Source organism: Streptomyces mutabilis (assembly GCF_046628145.1).
Lineage (GTDB): Bacteria > Actinomycetota > Actinomycetes > Streptomycetales > Streptomycetaceae > Streptomyces > Streptomyces mutabilis.
In genome coordinates this window covers 2,745,823-2,764,725 of record NZ_CP176874.1, presented here as the reverse complement: position 1 = coordinate 2,764,725, position 18,903 = coordinate 2,745,823, and the positions used below count along the sequence as shown (strand labels likewise).

Genomic DNA, 18,903 nt, shown 5'->3' with positions numbered 1-18,903 from the left:
CCGCCGTCACTGATCAGGACCCCACCGAGCACACCGGCCACACGACCGGGGAGGCGGGCCGGGCAGCCCGGCCGGACCAGGCGGGTCGGGCGGACCAGGCCTCGGCCCAGGGGAGCCGGGCGGAGCAGGCCTCGATCCAGGAGGGACGGTCGGAGCCGGCCTCGGCCCGGGCGGGTCGGGCGGACCGGGGAGGCCGGTCGGGTCAGCCATCGGCGCGGCCGGCCGACGAGCCGGGCCGGGCGGGCGCGACGGGCCGGACGGGCCGGACGGGGCCCGGGAACGGCCGGGAGCCGGACCGGGACGCCACGGAGCGTGCCACCGCGCGGGGGGACGATGCCGGGGACGCGACCGGAGAGGACGCCGAGGGCACAGGGCGGGGCGCGCCCTCGCAGGAGCGCGGGGGCGAGCGCCACTCACACGGGTTGCACGCGCGTGTGACGGACGCGGCGGTGTCACGGCGTACGGAGCGTGACCGGGGGCGGGACGGGGCGTGGGGCCGGATCGGGGAATCGAGCCGGGACCGGAACGGAGATGGGGGCGCGAAGCGCCGGGCGGCTTCGGAGCGTGAGGCGGCCGCGGGGCACGAGTCGGTCTCCGGGCATGCGGTGACTTCTTCCGGGCGTGCGGTGGCTTCCGGGCATGCGCTGACTTCCGGGCGCGCGGTGGCTTCCGGGCACTCGGCGGTCTCCGAGCGCGCGGTGGGTGGACCGCTCGGTTCCGCGGACGGAGGCGAGGGCGCCTGGGGCGACGGACTGATCGCGCGGCGGGTGGACGAGAAGAACGGCGGAACGGACCCGTACTCCGTCGTACCGAGCAGGCCCGCCGGTTCCTCGGCCGCCCTGATGCCGTTGGCGTACGACGGACAGCTCAGGTCGCGGCTGGACGCGCTGCGCGAACTGGTGGGCCTGTCCCGTACCCGGCTGGACACCGAAACGCTGGGCGAGGCGGGCCGGGTCCTGGACGAGGCCGCCGCGCGGCGCAGGCTCTCCGGGCAGCACACCGTCGTCGCCATCGCGGGCGCCACCGGCAGCGGCAAGTCGCAGCTGTTCAACACGCTCGCCGGGGTGACGATCTCCGAGACGGGCGTCCGCCGGCCGACCACCGCGGCGCCCATCGCCTGCAGTTGGAGCGACGGCGCGGCCAGCCTCCTGGACCGGCTGAGCATCCCCGGCCGGCTGCGCCGCCGCCCGATCCAGCACCCGGATTCCGAGTCGCCGCTGCGCGGGCTGGTCCTGATCGACCTGCCCGACCACGACTCGGCGGCCGTGCAGCACCGCGAACAGGTGGACCGCATCCTGCGGCTCGTCGACGCCGTGATCTGGGTGGTCGACCCGGAGAAGTACGCCGACGCCGTGCTCCACGAGCGCTATCTGCGGCCGATGGCAGGCCACGCGGAGGTCACCTTCGTCGTCCTCAACCAGGTCGACCGGCTGCCCGGGGAAGCCGCCGAACAGGTCCTCGACGACCTGCGGCGCCTGCTCGACGAGGACGGCATCGCGCTCGGAGAGCACGGCGAACCCGGAGCGACCGTGCTCGCCCTCTCCGCGCTGACCGGCGAGGGCATCGGCGAACTGCGCGAGACGCTCGGCCAGTTCGTCGCCGAACGACAGGCTCCGGCACGCCGCATCTCGGCCGACGTGGACGCCGCCGCGCGCGACCTGCGGCCCGTGTACGTCACCGGACAACGGACCGGGCTCAGCGAGGAGGCGCGGGAGGAGTTCGCCGACCGGCTCGCGGACGCGGTGGGCGCCACCGCGGCGGGCGAGGCGGCCGAACGCGCCTGGCTGCGCAACGCCAACCGCGCGTGCGGCACCCCCTGGCTGCGGCTGTGGCGCTGGTACCACGACCGGCGCGAGCCCCCCACGGGACGGCTTCAGCTGCGCGCCCAGGCGGACGAGGAGGCCACGGCCCGGCAGCGCGTCGAACAGGCGGTGCGTACGGTGTCGGAGCGGGCGTCGGCAGGATTGCCGGCGCCGTGGGCGCAGGCCATGCGCGAGGCCGCGGTCCGCGGTGCCCAGGGGCTGCCCGAGGCCCTGGACGAGCTGGCGGTGCGCACGGGACTGCCGCCGGGCCGCCCGCCGCGGCCGGGCTGGTGGCCGGTGGCGGTGCTGGCCCAGGCGTCCATGACCCTCCTTCAGGTGGTGGGCGGACTGTGGCTGCTGGGGCAGATCATCGGGTTCGTGCCGCCGAATCTCGGCGTGCCGGTGCTGCTGATGCTGGCCGGGATCATCGGCGGCCCGCTCATCGAGTGGAGCTGCCGCATCGCGGCACGCGGCCCGGCCCGGCGCTACGGCCACGAGGCGGAACGCCTGCTGCGCGAGGCGGCCGCGGGGTGCGGACGTGCCAGGGTGCTGGACCCGCTGGCGGCGGAGTTGCTGCGGTACCGGGAGGTACGGGAGCAGTACGGGCGGGTCACGGGGGTGGGGGCCGCGGCGAGGTAGCGGCGGGGGAGCGGCGATCGCCGGTCCGCCGCCGTCCGCCGCCCGCCGTCCGCCGCCCGAAGGAGTGGCGGAGTTTTCCACAGTCCCGGAGCCGGTCCACAGGCCTCAGCGCGCCGGCCCGGACGGAGGCAGTCTGACCTCGGGCGATCGCGACGGACGCGGTCGTCACGGCAACGGCGGCGGCGGGAGCACGCGGAGGTGGTGCCCGCCGCGCCGGAGCAGCCGTACGGGACGCGCCCGTACGGGGAGGGAGGACTCGCGATGAACGAGACGATGATCTGCGCGGTGGGCAACGTGGCGACCCAGCCGGTGTTCCGGGAGCTGGCGAGCGGGCCGTCGGCGCGGTTCCGGCTGGCGGTCACCGCGCGCTACTGGGACCGGGACAAGAGTGTGTGGACGGACGGCCACACCAACTTCTTCACGGTGTGGGCCAACCGGCAGCTCGCCACCAACGCGTCGTCGTCGCTGGCGGTGGGCGACCCCGTGGTGGTCCAGGGCCGGTTGAAGGTACGCACGGACGTGCGCGAGGGGCAGAGCTGGACCTCGGCGGACATCGACGCGGTGGCGATCGGCCACGATCTGGCACGCGGTACGGCGGCGTTCCGGCGCGCGGGCAGGGCCGAGGCGGCCGCCTCCCCACCGCAGCCGGAGCCCAACTGGGAGACACCGGCCCCGGAACCGGCCGCTCCGGCCACCGCACAGCGGCCGGAACCCGCGGCCGTGGCGTGACGCAGGCATCCCGCCGCGACTGACCGAAGCGCGGCTTATCGGCGAATACGCCTCGGATGCGCGCGGGTTGATTTGTCGATAAGCCCTGCTCAAGGCCCTGTCGGCGATAACGATTCCGATTCGGATCATCGCATGGACGAACATCACCGGCGGACACGGTGCGTCATGTCCTTAGGATGCCGAACGAGCCCCGAGGGGCTGCTGATTCTGCTGGTGGGACCGTGCCCCCCCACGCCAACGGGTCCTGCTCGAAGGGGAATTTGGTGTTTTCATCGCTCGCTGTGCTGTCCCTGCCAGGCCGAGGAGCGGCGCGACTCGCCGTCACGGCGTTGGTGTGCGCGCTCGCCGCCGCAGGTGTGGTGACCGGCGCCGGTCCGGCGGCCGCGGCACAGGACGGGGCGGCACAGGGGCAGGGCGGGGCGACGGCCACCATAGGCGGCCTCAAGACGCACGGCACCGCCGTCATCCACGGCGCCACCGGCGACCAGGAGGTGCCGGCCGGCCTGTTCGAGATGTCCGTCGACGGCGGCGGCATGCTGCAGACGTACTGCGTCGACATCCAGAACCCCACGCAGAAGGACGCCAAGTACCGCGAGACGGCCTGGAGCGGCACATCGCTGGGCACCAACAAGGACGCCGGCCGCGTCCGCTGGATCCTGCAGAACTCCTACCCCCAGGTCAACGACCTCGCCGCGCTCGCGAAGAAGGCAGGCGTCCGCGGCGCCCTCACCGAGCAGGACGCGGCGGCCGGCACGCAGGTGGCCATCTGGCGCTACTCGGACGACACGGACGTCGAGGCCACCGACCCCGAGGCCGAGCGGCTCGCCGACTACCTGGAGATGAACGCCCGCGACCTCGCGGAGCCGACCGCGTCGCTCTCCCTGGACCCGCCCGCGGTCTCGGGCCGCCCCGGTGAGCGGATCGGCCCGGTGACGGTGCGCACCAACGCCGACGGTGCGACGGTGACCCCGCCGGTCGACGCCACCGCGGGCGGCGTGCGGATCGTCGACCGGAACGGCGCCCCCGTCACCTCCGTCACCGACGGCACGCAGATCTTCTTCGACGTGCCGGAGGAAGCGGACCCCGGCACCACCGGACTGACCGTCCAGGCCTCGACCACCGTTCCGGTCGGCCGCGCCTTCGCCTCCGAGAGCCGCAGCCAGACCCAGATCCTGGCCGGTTCCAGCGAGTCGACGGTCACGGCGACGGCGATCGCCACCTGGGCCGACCAGGGCGCGATACCCGCCCTGTCCGCGCGGAAGAACTGCGCCGAGGGCACCCTGGACATCACCGCGTCCAACAAGGGCGACGAGGACTTCACCTTCGAGCTGCTGGACACCGAGTACACCATCGCGGCGGGCGAGTCCCGGACGGTGACGGTCCCGCTGCCGGAGGACCGGCCCTACGACTTCACCGTCCGCGGCCCGGCCGGGTTCGAGCAGCGCTTCTCCGGCGTCCTCGACTGCCGCACCCGGACCGCGGCCCTCGGCGACACCACCCACGCCCTCACCGAACCGGCCCCCTCCACCCCGGTCGAGCCCCCCAGCCCGAACCCCAACCTCGCCGAGACCGGCAGCTCCGGCGTCACCCCCCTGATCGGCGGCACGGCCATCGGCCTCGTCGTGATCGGCGGCGCGGTACTGCTGGTCCTCCGCCGGAGGAACGAGCAGTGACCGCGGGTGCTTCGGCACCGGCGAGGGAGTGAAGGCGGGGGAGGCGCAGGCACCAGGGCGAGAGGGGTGCCCGCGCCAGTGCTCCGTAGGAGGGGGTGAGCCGTGGGGACGGCGTTCGCGACCATGATGCTGGCTGTTGCAGCCCCACTGATCACTCTGTGGCTTGCCTGCGCAGTGCTGGGAGTCCACGGCTTGCTGCTGGGACGCATGCCGGGTCGATGGCTGCAACGCCATGTGGGGCAGCCGAGAGTGTGGGGAGCCGGCGCGTTGTCGGTGGCAGCCGGCGGCTTCTCCCACCCGACCGTCGCTGTCATCGGCCTGGGCCTCATCGCCCTGGGGCACGCCATGAAGCCGAGTCCTTGACCGGTCGGGCCGTCCTTGGGCCCGTGCGAAGGTGCCCGAGGCCGATCGACGGCGACCGACAGTGACAGGTGGGGCTCCGGTGGCATCCAGGAAACCCCAGGTCAGAGCCCCCGCAGGGAACGCGTTTCCTCCCAGGGGTGGCGGTGCGGCAAGATGGGGTGTATCTGCCCACTGCCTGATCAAGCTGCCGGACGGTTTCTCTTGGCTGAGTTCATTTACACCATGCGCAAGGCGCGCAAGGCGCACGGCGACAAGGTCATCCTTGACGACGTCACGCTGAACTTCCTTCCCGGTGCGAAGATCGGTGTGGTCGGTCCGAACGGTGCCGGTAAGTCCACCGTTCTGAAGATCATGGCGGGGCTGGAGCAGCCGTCGAACGGCGACGCGTTCCTGTCGCCGGGCTACACGGTCGGCATCCTGCTGCAGGAGCCCCCGCTCAACGAGGAGAAGACCGTCCTGGAGAACGTCCAGGAGGGTGTCGCCGAGGTCAAGGGCAAGCTCGACCGGTTCAACGAGATCGCCGAGCAGATGGCGACCGACTACTCGGACGCGCTGCTCGAGGAGATGGGCAAGCTCCAGGAGGAGCTCGACCACGCCAACGCCTGGGACCTCGACGCCCAGCTCGAGCAGGCCATGGACGCGCTGGGCTGCCCGCCCGGCGACTGGCCGGTCGTGAACCTCTCCGGTGGTGAGAAGCGGCGTGTGGCGCTGTGCAAGCTGCTGCTGGAGGCCCCCGACCTGCTGCTCCTCGACGAGCCCACCAACCACCTCGACGCCGAGTCGGTGAACTGGCTGGAGCAGCACCTCGCCAAGTACGAGGGCACCGTCGTGGCCGTGACCCACGACCGGTACTTCCTGGACAACGTGGCCGGCTGGATCTGCGAGGTCGACCGCGGCCGCCTGCACGGCTACGAGGGCAACTACTCCAAGTACCTGGAGACCAAGGCCACCCGCCTCAAGGTCGAGGGTGCGAAGGACGCCAAGCGGCAGAAGCGCCTCAAGGACGAGCTGGACTGGGTGCGGTCGAACGCCAAGGGGCGGCAGGCCAAGTCCAAGGCGCGTCTGGCGCGGTACGAGGAGATGGCGGCCGAGGCCGACAAGATGCGGAAGCTGGACTTCGAGGAGATCCAGATCCCGCCGGGCCCGCGGCTGGGCAACGTCGTCGTGGAGGTCAACAACCTCAGCAAGGCCTTCGGGGAGAAGGTGCTGATCGACGACCTCAGCTTCACGCTGCCGCGCAACGGCATCGTCGGTGTCATCGGGCCGAACGGCGCGGGCAAGACCACGCTGTTCAAGATGATCCAGGGCCTCGAGGAGCCGGACTCCGGTTCCATCAAGGTCGGCGACACGGTCAAGATCTCCTACGTCGACCAGAGCCGCGAGAACATCGACCCGAAGAAGACCCTGTGGGCGGTCGTCTCCGACGAGCTGGACTACATCAACGTGGGCCAGGTGGAGATGCCCTCGCGGGCCTACGTCTCCGCCTTCGGGTTCAAGGGGCCGGACCAGCAGAAGCCGGCCGGCGTGCTCTCCGGCGGTGAGCGCAACCGCCTCAACCTCGCGCTCACCCTCAAGCAGGGCGGCAACCTGCTGCTCCTCGACGAGCCGACCAACGACCTCGACGTCGAGACGCTCTCCAGCCTCGAGAACGCCCTGCTCGAGTTCCCCGGGTGCGCCGTGGTCGTCTCCCACGACCGGTGGTTCCTGGACCGGGTCGCCACCCACATCCTCGCCTACGAGGGCGAGTCCAAGTGGTTCTGGTTCGAGGGCAACTTCGAGTCGTACGAGAAGAACAAGATCGAGCGGCTGGGGCCGGACGCCGCGCGTCCGCACCGCGCCACCTACAAGAAGCTGACCCGGGGCTGATCGATCTTGCGGCACATCTACCGCTGCCCGCTGCGCTGGGCGGACATGGACGCGTACGGCCACGTCAACAACGTGGTCTTCCTCCGCTACCTGGAGGAGGCCCGTATCGACTTCCTGTTCCGCCCGGAGAAGGACTTCAAGCAGGGGTCGGTGGTGGCGCGCCACGAGATCGACTACAAGCGGCAGCTCGTCCACCGGCACCACCCGGTCGACATCGAGCTGTGGGTCACGGAGATAAGGGCGGCTTCCTTCACGCTCACCTACGAGGTCAAGGACGGGGACGTGATCTACGTCCGCGCCTCCACGGTGATCGTGCCGTTCGACTTCGAGGCGCAGCGGCCCCGGCGGCTCACCGCCGAGGAACGGGAGTTCCTGGAGGAGTACACGGACGCCGAGGAGGGGGCCGTCGCCGCATGACGGTCCTCCACCTCGCCGACGAGGGGGAGGCCGCGGACCTCGCGGCCTTCCTCTCCCGGCTGCTCCACTACGACCGGTCGGCGGCGGTCCGCCTCCAGGCGGCCGGTACGGCGCTCGCCGTCTTCGGGCGGCCCCCCTCCTTCGAGGTGCTGGCCGTGCGCGCGGTGCGGCTGGCCAAGCCGTACGAGAACGGGCTCGACGTCACGCTGGACGTGACCGTGTCCGCCGGTGAACTGCTGGAGACGGTGGACGAGCAGGCGGCCACCGCCGGTGTCCCCGGCGCGGTGACCGGGCCCCCGTGGGCCGGGGTGCTGCCCCCGCGCGGCGGCTGGCGGCCCGAGCCGGGGCTGCCCGCCCCGGACGCACTGCGCGCGCTGGTCGCCGCCGCGGTGGCGGAGTTCCGCGCGCGCACGGGCGAGCTGACGGCAGAGGACCGTACACGGACCGAGCTGGACCGGATCGGGCGGGAGATATGGTCCCGGACGGTCGGGGACACCGGTCTGCCGGTGCGGGCCGTGCACGCGGCCCAGTCACTGGGGTTCCTGCGGCCTCCCGGGGCGTCCGTGTCCGGCGAGGACGCGCCGAAGCTCTTCTCCTCGGGCGCGTGGCTGCGGCTGCGCACGCCCTACGGCTCCGTCGCCCTGCGCAGGGCGGGGACCGGGGCGCTGGGCATCAGCGTGCGCTGACGGACCGAGGGGGCGGTGCGGGGCGCTCAGGCTCCGTCGCTGTCGTCCGGCCGCACGGCGATGTGGTCGGGTTCCAGTTCCAGGGCCACGCGGTCGCGCATGTCCAGGGCCCGCGTGTACTCGGCGGGCAGCTGGAGCCGGCCCGCGCGGTCGAGCATGGCGTACTCGCGGGCCACCACCCTCTCGTGGCCGGTCGCGGCGTCCACCTCGCTGCGGCGCAGGACCTCCGTGGAGGTGCGGCCGTCGCGGATGGCGACCGTGCGGCTGACCTCGCCGGCCACCGCCTGGTCGTGGGTGACGATGACGACGGTGGTGCCGAGGCGTTCGTTCGCGGTGCGGAAGGCGGCGAAGATCTGCTCCGCGGTGTGCGAGTCCAGCTCGCCCGTGGGCTCGTCGGCGAGCAGCACCGCGGGGTCGTTGGCCAGGGCCACGGCGATGGCGACCCGCTGCTGCTGCCCACCGGACATCTGGTGCGGACGGCGGTCGCGGCAGTCGGCGATCCCCATCAGGTCCAGGAGTTCCAGCGCCCGCTCGGCGCGTGCCGCGCGGCGTGTGCGGGTGCCGGCCAGCTGCATCGGCAGGGCCACGTTCTGCGCTGCCGTCAGGTAGGGCATCAGGTTGCCCGACGTCTGCTGCCAGACGAAGCCGACCACCGTACGGCGGTAGGCCAGCCGGTCCTTCGCCGTCATCGCCAGCAAATCCCGGCCCGCGACCCGGGCGGCGCCGGCGGTGGGCGTGTCCAGGCCCGCCAGGATGTTCATCAACGTCGACTTGCCGCTGCCCGAGGCGCCGACCAGGGCCATCAGTTCGCCCTCGCGGACCAGCAGGTCGAGGCCCTGGAGGGCCTGCACCTCCACGCCGTCCGTGCTGAAGATGCGAACCACGCGGTCGCAGGTGATCAGGGCGTCATGGCCGTAGGCGGGACGGTCACGGGAGGCGGTGGCGCGGTCGGCCAGTTCGGCGAGGGTGGGGTCGGTCGTCATCGCGGTCCTCGTCTCCTCTGCGGCGCTGTCTTCCGGCGTTCCGTCGTCTGCGCCCGTCGGCAGCCCGTTGTCTTCGCCGGCGGCGTCCTGTCGGCTTCGCCGGGCGGCGTCCTGTCGGTTTCGCCGGGCGGCGGCTTGTCGGTTTCGCCGGTCGGCACCCTGGCTCCGCCGGTCGGCACCCTGGCTCCGCCAGGTCGGCATCCCGCCCTCACCGCCCGTCCCCCGCCCGCAGCTCCGCGACCGCGCCGCGCCGGCCCGACCACCACGCCTGCCCCGCCGCCACCCCCACCGTCAGCACCAGCACCGCGAACGCCGGAACGGCCAATGACCACGGGTCCGTGCGCAGTTCGGCCCGGCCCGCCGAGGGCGAGGACGCCGCCAGGGCGATCGTGGTCAGGTCGATGCCGGGGGAGAGCAGCCGGATCGCCGCCCAACCGGTCAGGATGCCGCCCGCGACGGCCGGCACGGCCTGGGGCAGGGACTCCAGCACGAGCAGGCGGCGGCCCTGGGCCGGGGTGAGGCCCATGGTGCGCAGGCGCGCGAGGAGGGCGGTGCGTTCGGGGGCCGCGCCGGCGAGGGACAGCAGCAGCGCCAGGGCGGCGTAACCGGCGCCCGCCGCGACGGCGGCCGTGTAGACGTGCTCCGCGCCGGACTGCAGGGGTGAGTCGACGTACCCGGCCCGCTCCTCGGACCGCAGGTGCACGGACGCGTCCTCGCCCGCCGCCCGCCGCAGCGCGCCCGCGTCCGGGCCGTCGCCGGACAGCAGCAGCGCGGTCGGCCGGGCCGCCTGCGCGGAGAGGCCGGCCCGGTCCACCACCAGGAAGTCGTCGCGGAAGACGGCCGGTGTGCGGTCGCGGACCACGGTGATCCGGAGGGTGACGGACGTGCCGTCCTCCATCCGGACCGGGAAGGGCGCGGTGCCGAACCGTTCGGCGACCATCGGGGAGGCCAGCGCAGGGAGCGGGTCCTCGGAGCCGTCCCGCCGCGTCAGCTCGTCCGGCGCGAACCCACCGAGGCCCGTCCGCGCCGCCAGCGCCGCGTAAGCGTCCGGATCCACGCCCGCGACCGGCAGCGACTGGCGGCCGTCCGCGGCCTTGGCCTGGTAGGCGATGCTCACCTCGGTGAGCCCCCGCACGCCGGGCACGTCCCCGAGGCGGTCGGACAGGCCGGACGGCAGCGGTCCGGCCGTCGCCTCGACGCGGGCGTCGGCGCCGACGGCGAGCAGCGCGGCCCGGTCCCGGGCGTCCGACACACCGGCCAGGACCGAGCCGCCGAACGCGGCGGTGGTGAACGCGGTCAGCAGCGCGAGCAGCGGCAGCGCGGCGGAGACGGACGTACGGCCCGCACGGGCCAGCGCCAGGTACCCCACCGCGCCGCGCAGCCGTCCGGCCGGGCGGGTCAGGCGGCGCAGCACCGGCGGATGGAGGCGGACCAGCACCAGCGCGGCGATCACCCCCACCAGCACCGGCGCCAAGGACACCAGCTCCCCGGAAGTGCCCGTCGCACCGCGCCGGCGCAGCAGCTCGACCGCGCCGAGCGCCAGCGCCACGGCCGTGAGCTCGGCGACCGTACGGCGCCGGGACGCCCGGGCCGACGCCACGTCCCGCCGGCCGCCGTGCACCCGTACGGCACGGTGCGCGGCGGCGGCCCGCAGCGGCAGCGCGAGACAGGCCACCGCGGTGACCGCGCCCGCGGCCCAGAGCGCGGGCAGCAGCCGGGCGCCGGGCAGCGCGAGCACGGCCACGGCGAGACCGAGGGCGCCCGCGGGCAGCGCCACGACCGCCGTCTCCGCCAGCAGCCGTCCCGTCATGCCCTTCAGGGACACGCCGCGGGCCCGCAGCAGCGCCAGTTCGGCGCGCCGCCGACCGGCGGCCAGGCCGCCCGTCATCAGCAGGACCACGGCGGCGACCGTGCCGGCGCCCGCCGCGGCGACGGCGACCAGCGGACCGATGTCGCCGCGGAGCCGGTCGTACGTGGTGAACACCGAGTCGAGGCCGGTCTCGACCTCGGTGAACGGGCTGAGCATCGAGCGCAGCTGCTCCGTGCCCGGCCCGGACTCCAGCGAGGCCACCGAGGCGCCGAGCCGGTCGAGGTCCCGGCCGTGCAGCGCGTCCGTGTCGGGCGCCAGGTGCCAGTAGCGGACGGGGTCGCCGTCCGTGCCCAGCAGCGCCGGCGCCGCCTCGGGCGGGAGCAGCAGGCCGCCGCGCCAGAACCTCGGGGCGTTCGGGTCGCCGCCGGGCGTCCGCACCAGGGACGGGGCGCGCAGCACGGACCAGACGGACCAGTGCGGCCCGTCGGGATCGCGGGGCGCGACGATTCCGGTGACGTGGACGGTGAGTTCGGCGCTCGCGCGCACATGGATGACCGAACCCGCCTCGATGCGCAGCGTGCGGGCCGTCTCCTCGGTCACCGCCGCCTCCACCCGGTCGGTCGAGGCGGTCACCGGCCCGCCGGTCATCCGGGGCAGCCGGCCGGACCGCAGCCGGGCGTGGCCGGCGAGGTCGTTCGGGGTGGCGAGGACCATCCGCGCGGGCAGTCCGTCGGGCCGGGGCAGCCACTCGTCCGCGGCGGTCAGGTCGGTCGTGGTGCGCACCCCGTACGCCGACCGGGAGCCGTCGACGGCCAGCGGGCTTTCCACGGTGTCCACGATCGACTCGTAGGAGCCGGCGACGCTCTCGGGACGCAACGCGTCCTCCTGGTCCGCCGGTTCCAGGCCCAGGCCGGGGTCGGCGGTCACCTGGACGCTGCTCTGCCCGGCGTGGACCTGCTCGACGGCCCGGCTCAGACCGGTGTCCGCGTACCGGTCCAGCGCCCGGGGGAGAGCGGCGGCCAGACACGCCGTCAGCGCCACCAGCAGCGCCAGCGCACCCGCGGCACCGGGGGCGGCGCGCAGCCGGGTGCGTACCCAGGGGGCGGTCACCGGGGTCACCTTCCGCCACCTCCGTGCTCCTTGAGCGTCACCGTCGGATCGGCCCGGCGCAGTGCCAACGCCGCGGTGACCAGCAGCGGGACCAGCACCGTCGCGGCCAGCAGCACCGCGACCCGGTCGTACGGCAGCGTCACGTGCACGCCGGGGACCGGCCGGGCGGCCTGCGGGGTCAGCACGGTCAGCGGGATCACCGCCCGGGTCAGGACCGCGCCCAGGGCGGCACCCGTCACCAGCGCCAGGCCGACCAGTACGCCCTGCTCGGCGGCGACCGTGCGGGCCAGCCTCGGGCGCGAGGCGCCCAGGGCCCGCAGCACCGCGAACTCGGTGCCCCGCTCGCGCAGCGACCCCGCGGCGCTCACCGCGAACCCGACCGCGGCCAGCGCCGCCGCGACCCCGGCCGCCGCCGCCCACGCGGCCCCGGGACCCGCGCCGAACGGGTCGTCGCGCAGCCGCTCGGCGACCTCGTCGCGCACCAGGACCTGGGACGGCGCCGTGTCCGGGAAGGCCCGCAGCGCCGCGACGGCCCCGTCCGCCTCCTCCGGCGCGGTCCGCAGCCACCACTCGGTGGGCGCGAGCCCGGTGCCGTGCGCGCTCTGAAGCTCCTGGTTCACCGCCCGCAGGTCGACCAGCAGGGCCCCGCCGAACCGCTCCGGGTCGGTCTCCGGGGCGGTGGTCGGCAGCTCCCGTACCGAACGCGCGATCCGCACCTGGACGCGTTCGCCGCCGAGGGTCACGTCGACGCGCTGCCCGGTGCGGGCGCCCGTCGACTCCAGGAAACGGTCGGTGGCGACGGCGGTCACCTCGGGCGGCCGCGGCCCGGAGACCCTCAGCCGAAGGGTCAGGACCGAGGAGGGCCGGGTCGGGTCGTTCTCGGAGTGGCCCGTGGCGTACTCGACCGTGAACGGCTGCGCCCGCAGCACCCGCGGTGGGGCCGAGGCGGCCCCCTCGGCGGGTCCGAGCGACGGCCCGGTGACCTCCGACTGCCCCGTCCAGTCGCCGGGCAGCCGGACCCGCCGTGCGGTGCCGTCGGCGGACGTGGCGGTCACTTCGCGTACGGTCAGCCGGTGCTGCTCCCCGTCACCCGTCGGCCGGGTCATGACCAGCTCCACACCGGTCAGGGTCAGCGGGCCGGACGACACGTCCATGGTGAGGGTGTGTTCCCGGCCGTCTGCGGCCAGGCGCCCGGCCCGCAGCCGGTACGGGGTCCCCCAGCGGTCTTCGACGGTCACCGTCACCTCCGCCGCCATGCCGGCCGGGGACCGGCCGGAGCCCGGCCCGGCGTCGCCGGGGCCGCCGAGGGGTGTGCCGACGTCCCAGCCCGCCAGGGTCGCGGTCAGCGACAGCGCCGCCGTCCCCGCGGGGACCCGCGCGCCGGCGGACGGACGGCCGGGCGCCAGGCCCGACAGCAGGTCCGGCAGCGGCTCGCCGGCCAGGTCGGAGCGCATCAGCATCGTGTCCGCCACGCGCGAGGTGTCCAGCGCCAGCACGGTGGCCGTCCGGTCGCCGGACAGCGACATCGTGGTGCGGGCCGCCGGAGCCACCTCCGCCACGCCGGGGACGGCCGCGTACCGGTCGGTGCGGCCGGGGACCGACTCGGCGGGGGCGGTCACCCGTACCGGCGCGCCGGTACGGAAGTCGGCCTGGTCGTCCTGGGAACGGGACCAGGAGGCGCTCTGCCCGATGGCCATCGTGCCGAGCGCGACGGCGAGCACCAGCAGCAGCACCGGGCCCGCCCCGCGCATCGGACGGCGGCTGAGCTGCCAGCCCGCCAACGCCGTCGCAAGCCCGCGCCCGCTCGCCGCCCGGCGCTCGGCGAGCCGCGCGACCAGTGGCAGCAGTCGCAACGCCAGGACCGTCCCGGCCAGCAGGGCCAGCGCGGGCGTCACGACGAGTAGGGGATCGACGCCCAGCGTGCCGGGGTCACCGCCGGTGCCGTCGGGGACCCCGGTCACGCTCGCGCCACCGGCCGCGGAACCGGTGCTCGCGTCCCAGCCGGAGGTCTGCCGGTCCAGTTGCCAGTAGGCGACCCCGGCCAGCACCAGCAGCGCCACGTCCGCGCCCGCGCGCAGCGGAGCGGGCAGCGTCCTCGCCCGGCCGCCGGGGCCCGCCGCGGAGGTCAGCGCCGGCAGCGTCACGGCCAGGGTGCACCCGAGCGCCGCGAGGACGGCCACCAGCCACACCGCGCCGCTGCCACCGGCCGAGGACTCCCACCGCAGCCCGATCCGGGCCAACGGCCCCTGCCCGGCCAGCAGCCGCGTCAACGGCCCGGCGAGCAGCGGCGCACAGACCAGCGCGGGCACCACCAGCAGCAGCGCCTCCAGCGCGGAGACCCCCACGAGTCGGGCCCGGGAGGCGCCGCGCGCCCGCAACAGCCGTAGCTCTCCCGCGCGTTCGACGCTCAGCAGCCGCGCCACCAGCAGCAGCGCGCCGCCCGCGAGGAGGGCGAGCTGGAGGGCGATGACCAGGACGGTGGACCGGGCGACCACCAGCGAGCGGTCGAGACGGTCCAGGATCCCCGGCAGCCCGGTCCCCGCCTCGGTCGTGCCGCTGAGCACCGGTCTGCCGCGCAGCCACGTCGTGCCCTCGAGCGCCGCCCGACGCAGGGCGTCCGTCCGGCCGGCCGTCAGCGACGAGTAGTCCGCCATCGCCAGCCACCCCGACGGGCCCGCGCTGACCGTGCCGCCGCTCAGCACGCCGGACGGGGCGAGCAGTGGCCCGTACGTCGTGAAACCGCCCTGCTCGACGCCGCGCCCGTCCAGGTCGTCCAGCCGCCAGTACGGTGCCCCGCCGTCGACCGGCCGGTACAGGCCGGTGACCACCACCCGGACCGCGGGACCGTCGAGGCGGTCGGTGAGCGTGAGCCGGTCGCCGGGCCGCACGCCCAGCCGCTCGGCGGCGGTCAGCGGCAGCGCCGTCTCGACGGTCCCGCCGGCCGGGCCCCGGGGCATCCGGCCCCGGTCGATCCGGACCTGCGTCGGGTCGAGCGCCGCGAAGTACGTCAGGTCGGGGTTGCCCTCGGTCCGGGACCCCGGGGAGGGCGGCAGCGCGTACGGGCCGGAGCGGACCAGGGTCCGTACGGTGTGCGGCAGGCCGGCGAAGGTTCTGGCGGCCCCCTCCCGCACCGCCGCGTCGGCGTCGGAGCGCTGCGCGCCCGGCACGTCCGCCTTCACGACCAGCGCGGCGTCGGCGGCGTTGCGCGGGTCCGTCAGGGCGTGCCGCAGGGCGGCGTCGCCGACGGCACCGGAGAACGCGGTGAGCGTGGCCAGCACCGTCGTGGTCATCAGGACGGTGAGCAGGGCCGCCGCGAGCAGCAGACGGTGCGCCCGCGCGCGCAGCAGCACGAACCCCGCAAGCCCCCCGAACCCCGCCACCGATCCCCCGACACCCGTTGTCAGACCTTCGGGCGAGGATCGCAGAGGGGACGCGCCGCTGGTAACCGTTCGAAAGGCGGACTTGACCGGATCGTGACCGGATTCCGGCGCCGAGAGACCGGAATCCGCGCATCAGCCCCCGGCGGGCTCGCTCAGCCCTGCGTGTTGATCATGGAGGCCGCCGCGTACGTCAGGTACTTCCACAGGGTCTGCTCGTGTTCCTCGGACAGACCCAGCTCGTCCAGGGCCACCCGCATGTGCTTCAGCCAGGCGTCGTGCGCCGCACGGTCGACGGCGAACGGGGCGTGGCGCATCCGCAGCCGCGGGTGGCCGCGGTTGTCGCTGTACGTCGTCGGACCGCCCCAGTACTGCATGAGGAAGAGCGCGAAGCGCTCCTCGGCCGGACCCAGGTCCTCCTCCGGGTACATCGGCCGCAGGATCGGATCCTCGGCGACCCCTTGGTAGAAACGGTGGACGAGCCGGCGGAAGGTCTCCTCCCCGCCGACCTGCTCGTAGAAGGTCTGCTCCTGAAGCGTGCCGCGCCGAATCTCATTCACGTCGTCCATGGTCTCAGACGCGTGGACCTAGGACTTGAGGATCAGGACCCGCCGGGGCCCTACTGTGGAGGCATGGGCGGGCACCCGGATCTGGACGGCCTCGCCGCCTCCGCGCGGGCGGAGCTGGTGCGGGAGATCGAGCTGAGCGGCGCCTGGGCGGCCGACCCGGTGTGGCGGGACGCCTTCGCGACCGTGCCGCGCCACCTGTTCGTGCCGTACTACTACGTCGGCGTCCGGGGCGGCTACGAACGCCGCTGGGGCGAGCACCCCGACCCCGGCGCCCGCGAGCGCTGGGTGCGCGGCGCGTACGCCGACGCCCCGCTGGCCACCCGGCTGCGCGACGGCGAGCTGCTCTCCTCCAGCAGTCAGCCGTCGCTGATGGCGATCATGCTGGTGGAGCTGGGCGTGAGGGACGGCGACCGGGTCCTGGAGATCGGCGCCGGCACCGGCTACAACGCCGCCCTGCTCGCCCACCGGCTCGGCGACGACGCCCTGGTCACCACCGTCGACCTGGACCCCGAGATCACGGAGTCGGCCCGCCGGCACCTGGCCGCCGCCGGATACCACCCGGCCGTCGTCACCGGTGACGGCGCCCGCGGGGTGCCCGAACGAGCCCCCTACGACCGCGTCCTCGCCACCTGCGCGCTGTCCTCCGTCCCGCGCGCCTGGCTCGCCCAGTGCCGGCCCGGTGGCCGCATCCTGACGCCGCTCGCCACCGGCCTGGTCGTCCTGACCGTCCGCGACGCCGGGCACGCCGAGGGGCGCTTCCTGCACACGCCCGCGTACTTCGTGCCGTTGCGCGGGGGCTCGGACCGGGCCGAGCCGGAGACGCCGGGCCTGGGCGGGGTGCCGCGCCGGGCCCGGGAGGACGACCTCTTCCGCTTCCTGCTGGCGCTGAGCCGGGGCAGCCTCGACCCGCAGGAGGCGTACGCCCTGTGGGCCCGCGAGGACGCCCCGCGCCGCGAGCGCTACGGCATCACCGTCAGCGGCGAACGGGCCTGGGCGTGGCTGGACGACCCGGAGGGCCCGTACGCCTGGCCGTTCACCTGACCCGGCCGCACCGGGTCAGGTGATCCGGCGGCTAGCCGCGGCGGATGGTGATCGTCGTCCAGGCGCCGACGTGCACCCGGTCGCCGTCCTGGAGCGGCACCGGCACGAAGGGCTGGATGGGCTCCTCGCCGCCGTTGACCGTCGTGCCGTTCGTCGAGTTCTGGTCGACGACCGCCCAGTTCCCGTCCGGCTGCTGCACGAGCACCGCGTGCTGGTGCGAGACGCCCGGGTCCTCCGGCGGCACGGCCAGATCGATGTCCGGGGTGTCGCCGGTGGAGTGCCGACGGCGTCCGATGGTGATCTGGTTGCCGCTGAGCGTGCGCTGCTGCTCGGGCGAGTACGCGGGCAGGTTCAGGCCCGCGGCCTCGGGGCCGGAGCGCTGCATCATCGCCATGAAGTACTCGCGGTCCGGGCCGATGGTCGCCGTCCACGTCGCCGGTCCCTGGGGCCGCTGCGGCTGCTGCGGCTGGTGCGGGAACCCGTAGCCGCCGCCACCGCCGGGCGGGGGAGGCGGGGCCTGGGTGGTGCCGGGCTGCGGGTAGCCGTAACCGCTGCCCTGGGCCGGACCCGGGCCGTTCGGCCCACCCGGACCACCGGGGCCACCGGGGCCACCGGGTCCGCCCTGTCCGGCGGACGACGGAGGGGGGAGCACCCAGTCGTCGTCTCCGCCGCCGAAGGAGGGGCCGCCCTGCTGCGGGCGGTTGGTCTCCTGCGGGAAGGCGGGCGGGGCCGGCGGACCGGACTGCTGGTAACCCTGCGGAGCACCCCCCGGGGCACCGGGACCGGGCGGCGGCGGAACCGGCCGCGACGGGTCGGCGCCGAACGAGGGAGGTGCGGGCGGGCCGGAAGGACCGTTGGGGCCACCAGGCCCACCAGGCCCACCAGGCCCACCGGGTCGGGACGAGGCGCCGGGGCCACCCGGGCCGAAGGGGTCGGAGGGGTTGCCGGCTCCCGGACCGCCGGGGCGGCCCGGTCCTTCGGGACCACCAGGTCCGCCGGGGTTGAAGGGGCCGCCGGGGCCGCCGGGGCCATTGGGGCCACCCGATCCGAAGGGGCCACCTGGGCCGCCCGAACCGCCGGGTCCGTTGGGTCCGCCGGGCCCATTGGGACCACCGGATCCGAAGGGGCCGCCAGGGCCGCCAGGGCCGCCAGGGCCGCCAGGGCCACCAGGCCCGCCGGGACCGCCGGGCCCATTGGCACCGCCAGGTCCGAACGGGCCACCGGGACCGCCCGAGTCACCGGACCCGCCAGGGCGACCACCGGGACCACCCGGGCCGCCAGGACCGCCGCCCGGTCCACCCTGCCCCGACGGGTCGCCGCCGAAGGGCGGGCCCGGCGGGATCGGCTCCGCCGGCCGGTTCATCTGGGACGGGCGGGAGCCCTGGTAGTCGTACGAGTCACCGCCGCCGTACGACGGGCCCGACGGCGGCTGCGGGAAGCGCGGCCCCGGGCCACCGGACGCCTGCGGGCGCGGGGCGGCCGGGGTGTACGAGGTGGCGGTGTTGGTGAGGAAGTTCCACCGGCACTCCTCGCAGAACGGCGCCCCGCCCTCACGCGGCGTGCGGCACTGCGGGCACAGCTGCGGCTCGGCACCGGGGCCACCGGGACCGCCCGCCGGACCACCGGGCCCACCGGGACCGCCGCCCGGGCCACCGGGGCCGGCCGGCGGCGGGAAGCCGTAGCCGCCGCCCGGGGGCGGAGGCGGGGGAGGGGGCGGCACGGCACCGGCCATGCGGTGACCGCAGACCTCGCACCAGTCGTCGGAACCCGACTGGTGTCCGTTCGGGCAGGTCGGCATGTCGGTGCTTCCCCCTCTTGCGGGCTTGATGGACCGTGTT

12 protein-coding genes are annotated in these 18,903 nt (G+C 75.0%); 7 read left to right on the top strand and 5 right to left on the bottom strand.

The window, feature by feature from the left end:
- Nucleotides 1-662 precede the first annotated feature (662 nt).
- The 6 genes from ACLIN4_RS12250 to ACLIN4_RS12225 all read left to right on the top strand — a co-directional run bounded on the left by ACLIN4_RS12250 (nucleotide 663) and on the right by ACLIN4_RS12225 (nucleotide 8,175).
- Nucleotides 663-2,441, top strand: a complete 1,779-nt coding sequence (locus ACLIN4_RS12250; RefSeq protein ID WP_354671064.1) for a YfjP family GTPase — start codon at nucleotides 663-665, stop codon at nucleotides 2,439-2,441.
- Between the two features lie 261 nt (nucleotides 2,442-2,702).
- Nucleotides 2,703-3,170, top strand: a complete 468-nt coding sequence (locus ACLIN4_RS12245; protein ID WP_107478205.1) for a single-stranded DNA-binding protein — start codon at nucleotides 2,703-2,705, stop codon at nucleotides 3,168-3,170.
- A 263-nt stretch (nucleotides 3,171-3,433) separates the two neighbouring features.
- Nucleotides 3,434-4,843: a Cys-Gln thioester bond-forming surface protein gene (locus tag ACLIN4_RS12240; RefSeq protein ID WP_411575775.1), complete on the top strand. Its 1,410-nt coding sequence runs from the start codon at nucleotides 3,434-3,436 to the stop codon at nucleotides 4,841-4,843.
- 564 nt (nucleotides 4,844-5,407) lie between these two features.
- Nucleotides 5,408-7,072 carry an energy-dependent translational throttle protein EttA gene (gene ettA, locus ACLIN4_RS12235; protein WP_100048824.1) on the top strand — a complete coding sequence of 555 codons (1,665 nt, stop codon included), beginning with the start codon at nucleotides 5,408-5,410 and terminating at the stop codon, nucleotides 7,070-7,072.
- A gap of 6 nt (nucleotides 7,073-7,078) precedes the next feature.
- Nucleotides 7,079-7,489, top strand: coding sequence for an acyl-CoA thioesterase (locus tag ACLIN4_RS12230; protein ID WP_100048825.1), 411 nt, complete (start codon nucleotides 7,079-7,081; stop codon nucleotides 7,487-7,489).
- Nucleotides 7,486-8,175: a hypothetical protein gene (locus tag ACLIN4_RS12225; protein ID WP_289903170.1), complete on the top strand. Its 690-nt coding sequence runs from the start codon at nucleotides 7,486-7,488 to the stop codon at nucleotides 8,173-8,175. The genes ACLIN4_RS12230 and ACLIN4_RS12225 overlap by 4 nt, the downstream gene beginning before the upstream one ends.
- 26 nt (nucleotides 8,176-8,201) lie before the next feature.
- On the opposite strand, the gene ACLIN4_RS12220 is transcribed toward ACLIN4_RS12225, so the two are convergent.
- The 4 genes from ACLIN4_RS12220 to ACLIN4_RS12205 form a co-directional block, all read right to left on the bottom strand.
- Entirely contained in the window at nucleotides 8,202-9,158 is a 957-nt protein-coding gene (locus ACLIN4_RS12220; RefSeq protein WP_289903171.1) for an ABC transporter ATP-binding protein, read from the bottom strand.
- Nucleotides 9,159-9,366: 208 nt separating this feature from the next.
- Complete coding sequence (locus ACLIN4_RS12215) at nucleotides 9,367-12,087, bottom strand: FtsX-like permease family protein (RefSeq protein WP_411575774.1); 2,721 nt, start codon at nucleotides 12,085-12,087, stop codon at nucleotides 9,367-9,369.
- Complete coding sequence (locus ACLIN4_RS12210; protein WP_411575773.1) at nucleotides 12,084-15,458, bottom strand: FtsX-like permease family protein; 3,375 nt, start codon at nucleotides 15,456-15,458, stop codon at nucleotides 12,084-12,086. Before ACLIN4_RS12210 ends, ACLIN4_RS12215 begins: the two co-directional genes overlap by 4 nt.
- A gap of 152 nt (nucleotides 15,459-15,610) precedes the next feature.
- Nucleotides 15,611-16,024, bottom strand: coding sequence for a globin (locus tag ACLIN4_RS12205; RefSeq protein WP_100048829.1), 414 nt, complete (start codon nucleotides 16,022-16,024; stop codon nucleotides 15,611-15,613).
- 63 nt (nucleotides 16,025-16,087) lie between these two features.
- Here ACLIN4_RS12205 and ACLIN4_RS12200 point away from each other — a divergent pair, with 63 nt between their 5' ends.
- Nucleotides 16,088-17,065 carry a methyltransferase domain-containing protein gene (locus tag ACLIN4_RS12200; protein WP_411575772.1) on the top strand — a complete coding sequence of 326 codons (978 nt, stop codon included), beginning with the start codon at nucleotides 16,088-16,090 and terminating at the stop codon, nucleotides 17,063-17,065.
- A gap of 31 nt (nucleotides 17,066-17,096) precedes the next feature.
- Here the strand turns inward: ACLIN4_RS12200 and ACLIN4_RS12195 are convergent, their stop codons facing one another.
- Nucleotides 17,097-18,863 carry an FHA domain-containing protein gene (locus ACLIN4_RS12195; protein WP_411575771.1) on the bottom strand — a complete coding sequence of 589 codons (1,767 nt, stop codon included), beginning with the start codon at nucleotides 18,861-18,863 and terminating at the stop codon, nucleotides 17,097-17,099.
- Nucleotides 18,864-18,903: the final 40 nt, after the last annotated feature.

Excerpts from the sequence above, each read along its gene's own strand:
- ACLIN4_RS12245 (WP_107478205.1), top strand. The coding sequence starts at position 2,703 with ATGAACGAGACGATGATCTGCGCGGTGGGCAACGTGGCGACCCAGCCG.
- ACLIN4_RS12225 (WP_289903170.1), top strand. The coding sequence starts at position 7,486 with ATGACGGTCCTCCACCTCGCCGACGAGGGGGAGGCCGCGGACCTCGCG.
- ACLIN4_RS12220 (WP_289903171.1), bottom strand. The coding sequence starts at position 9,158 with ATGACGACCGACCCCACCCTCGCCGAACTGGCCGACCGCGCCACCGCC.
- ACLIN4_RS12205 (WP_100048829.1), bottom strand. The coding sequence starts at position 16,024 with ATGGACGACGTGAATGAGATTCGGCGCGGCACGCTTCAGGAGCAGACC.
- ACLIN4_RS12200 (WP_411575772.1), top strand. The coding sequence starts at position 16,088 with ATGGGCGGGCACCCGGATCTGGACGGCCTCGCCGCCTCCGCGCGGGCG.
- ACLIN4_RS12195 (WP_411575771.1), bottom strand. The coding sequence starts at position 18,863 with ATGCCGACCTGCCCGAACGGACACCAGTCGGGTTCCGACGACTGGTGC.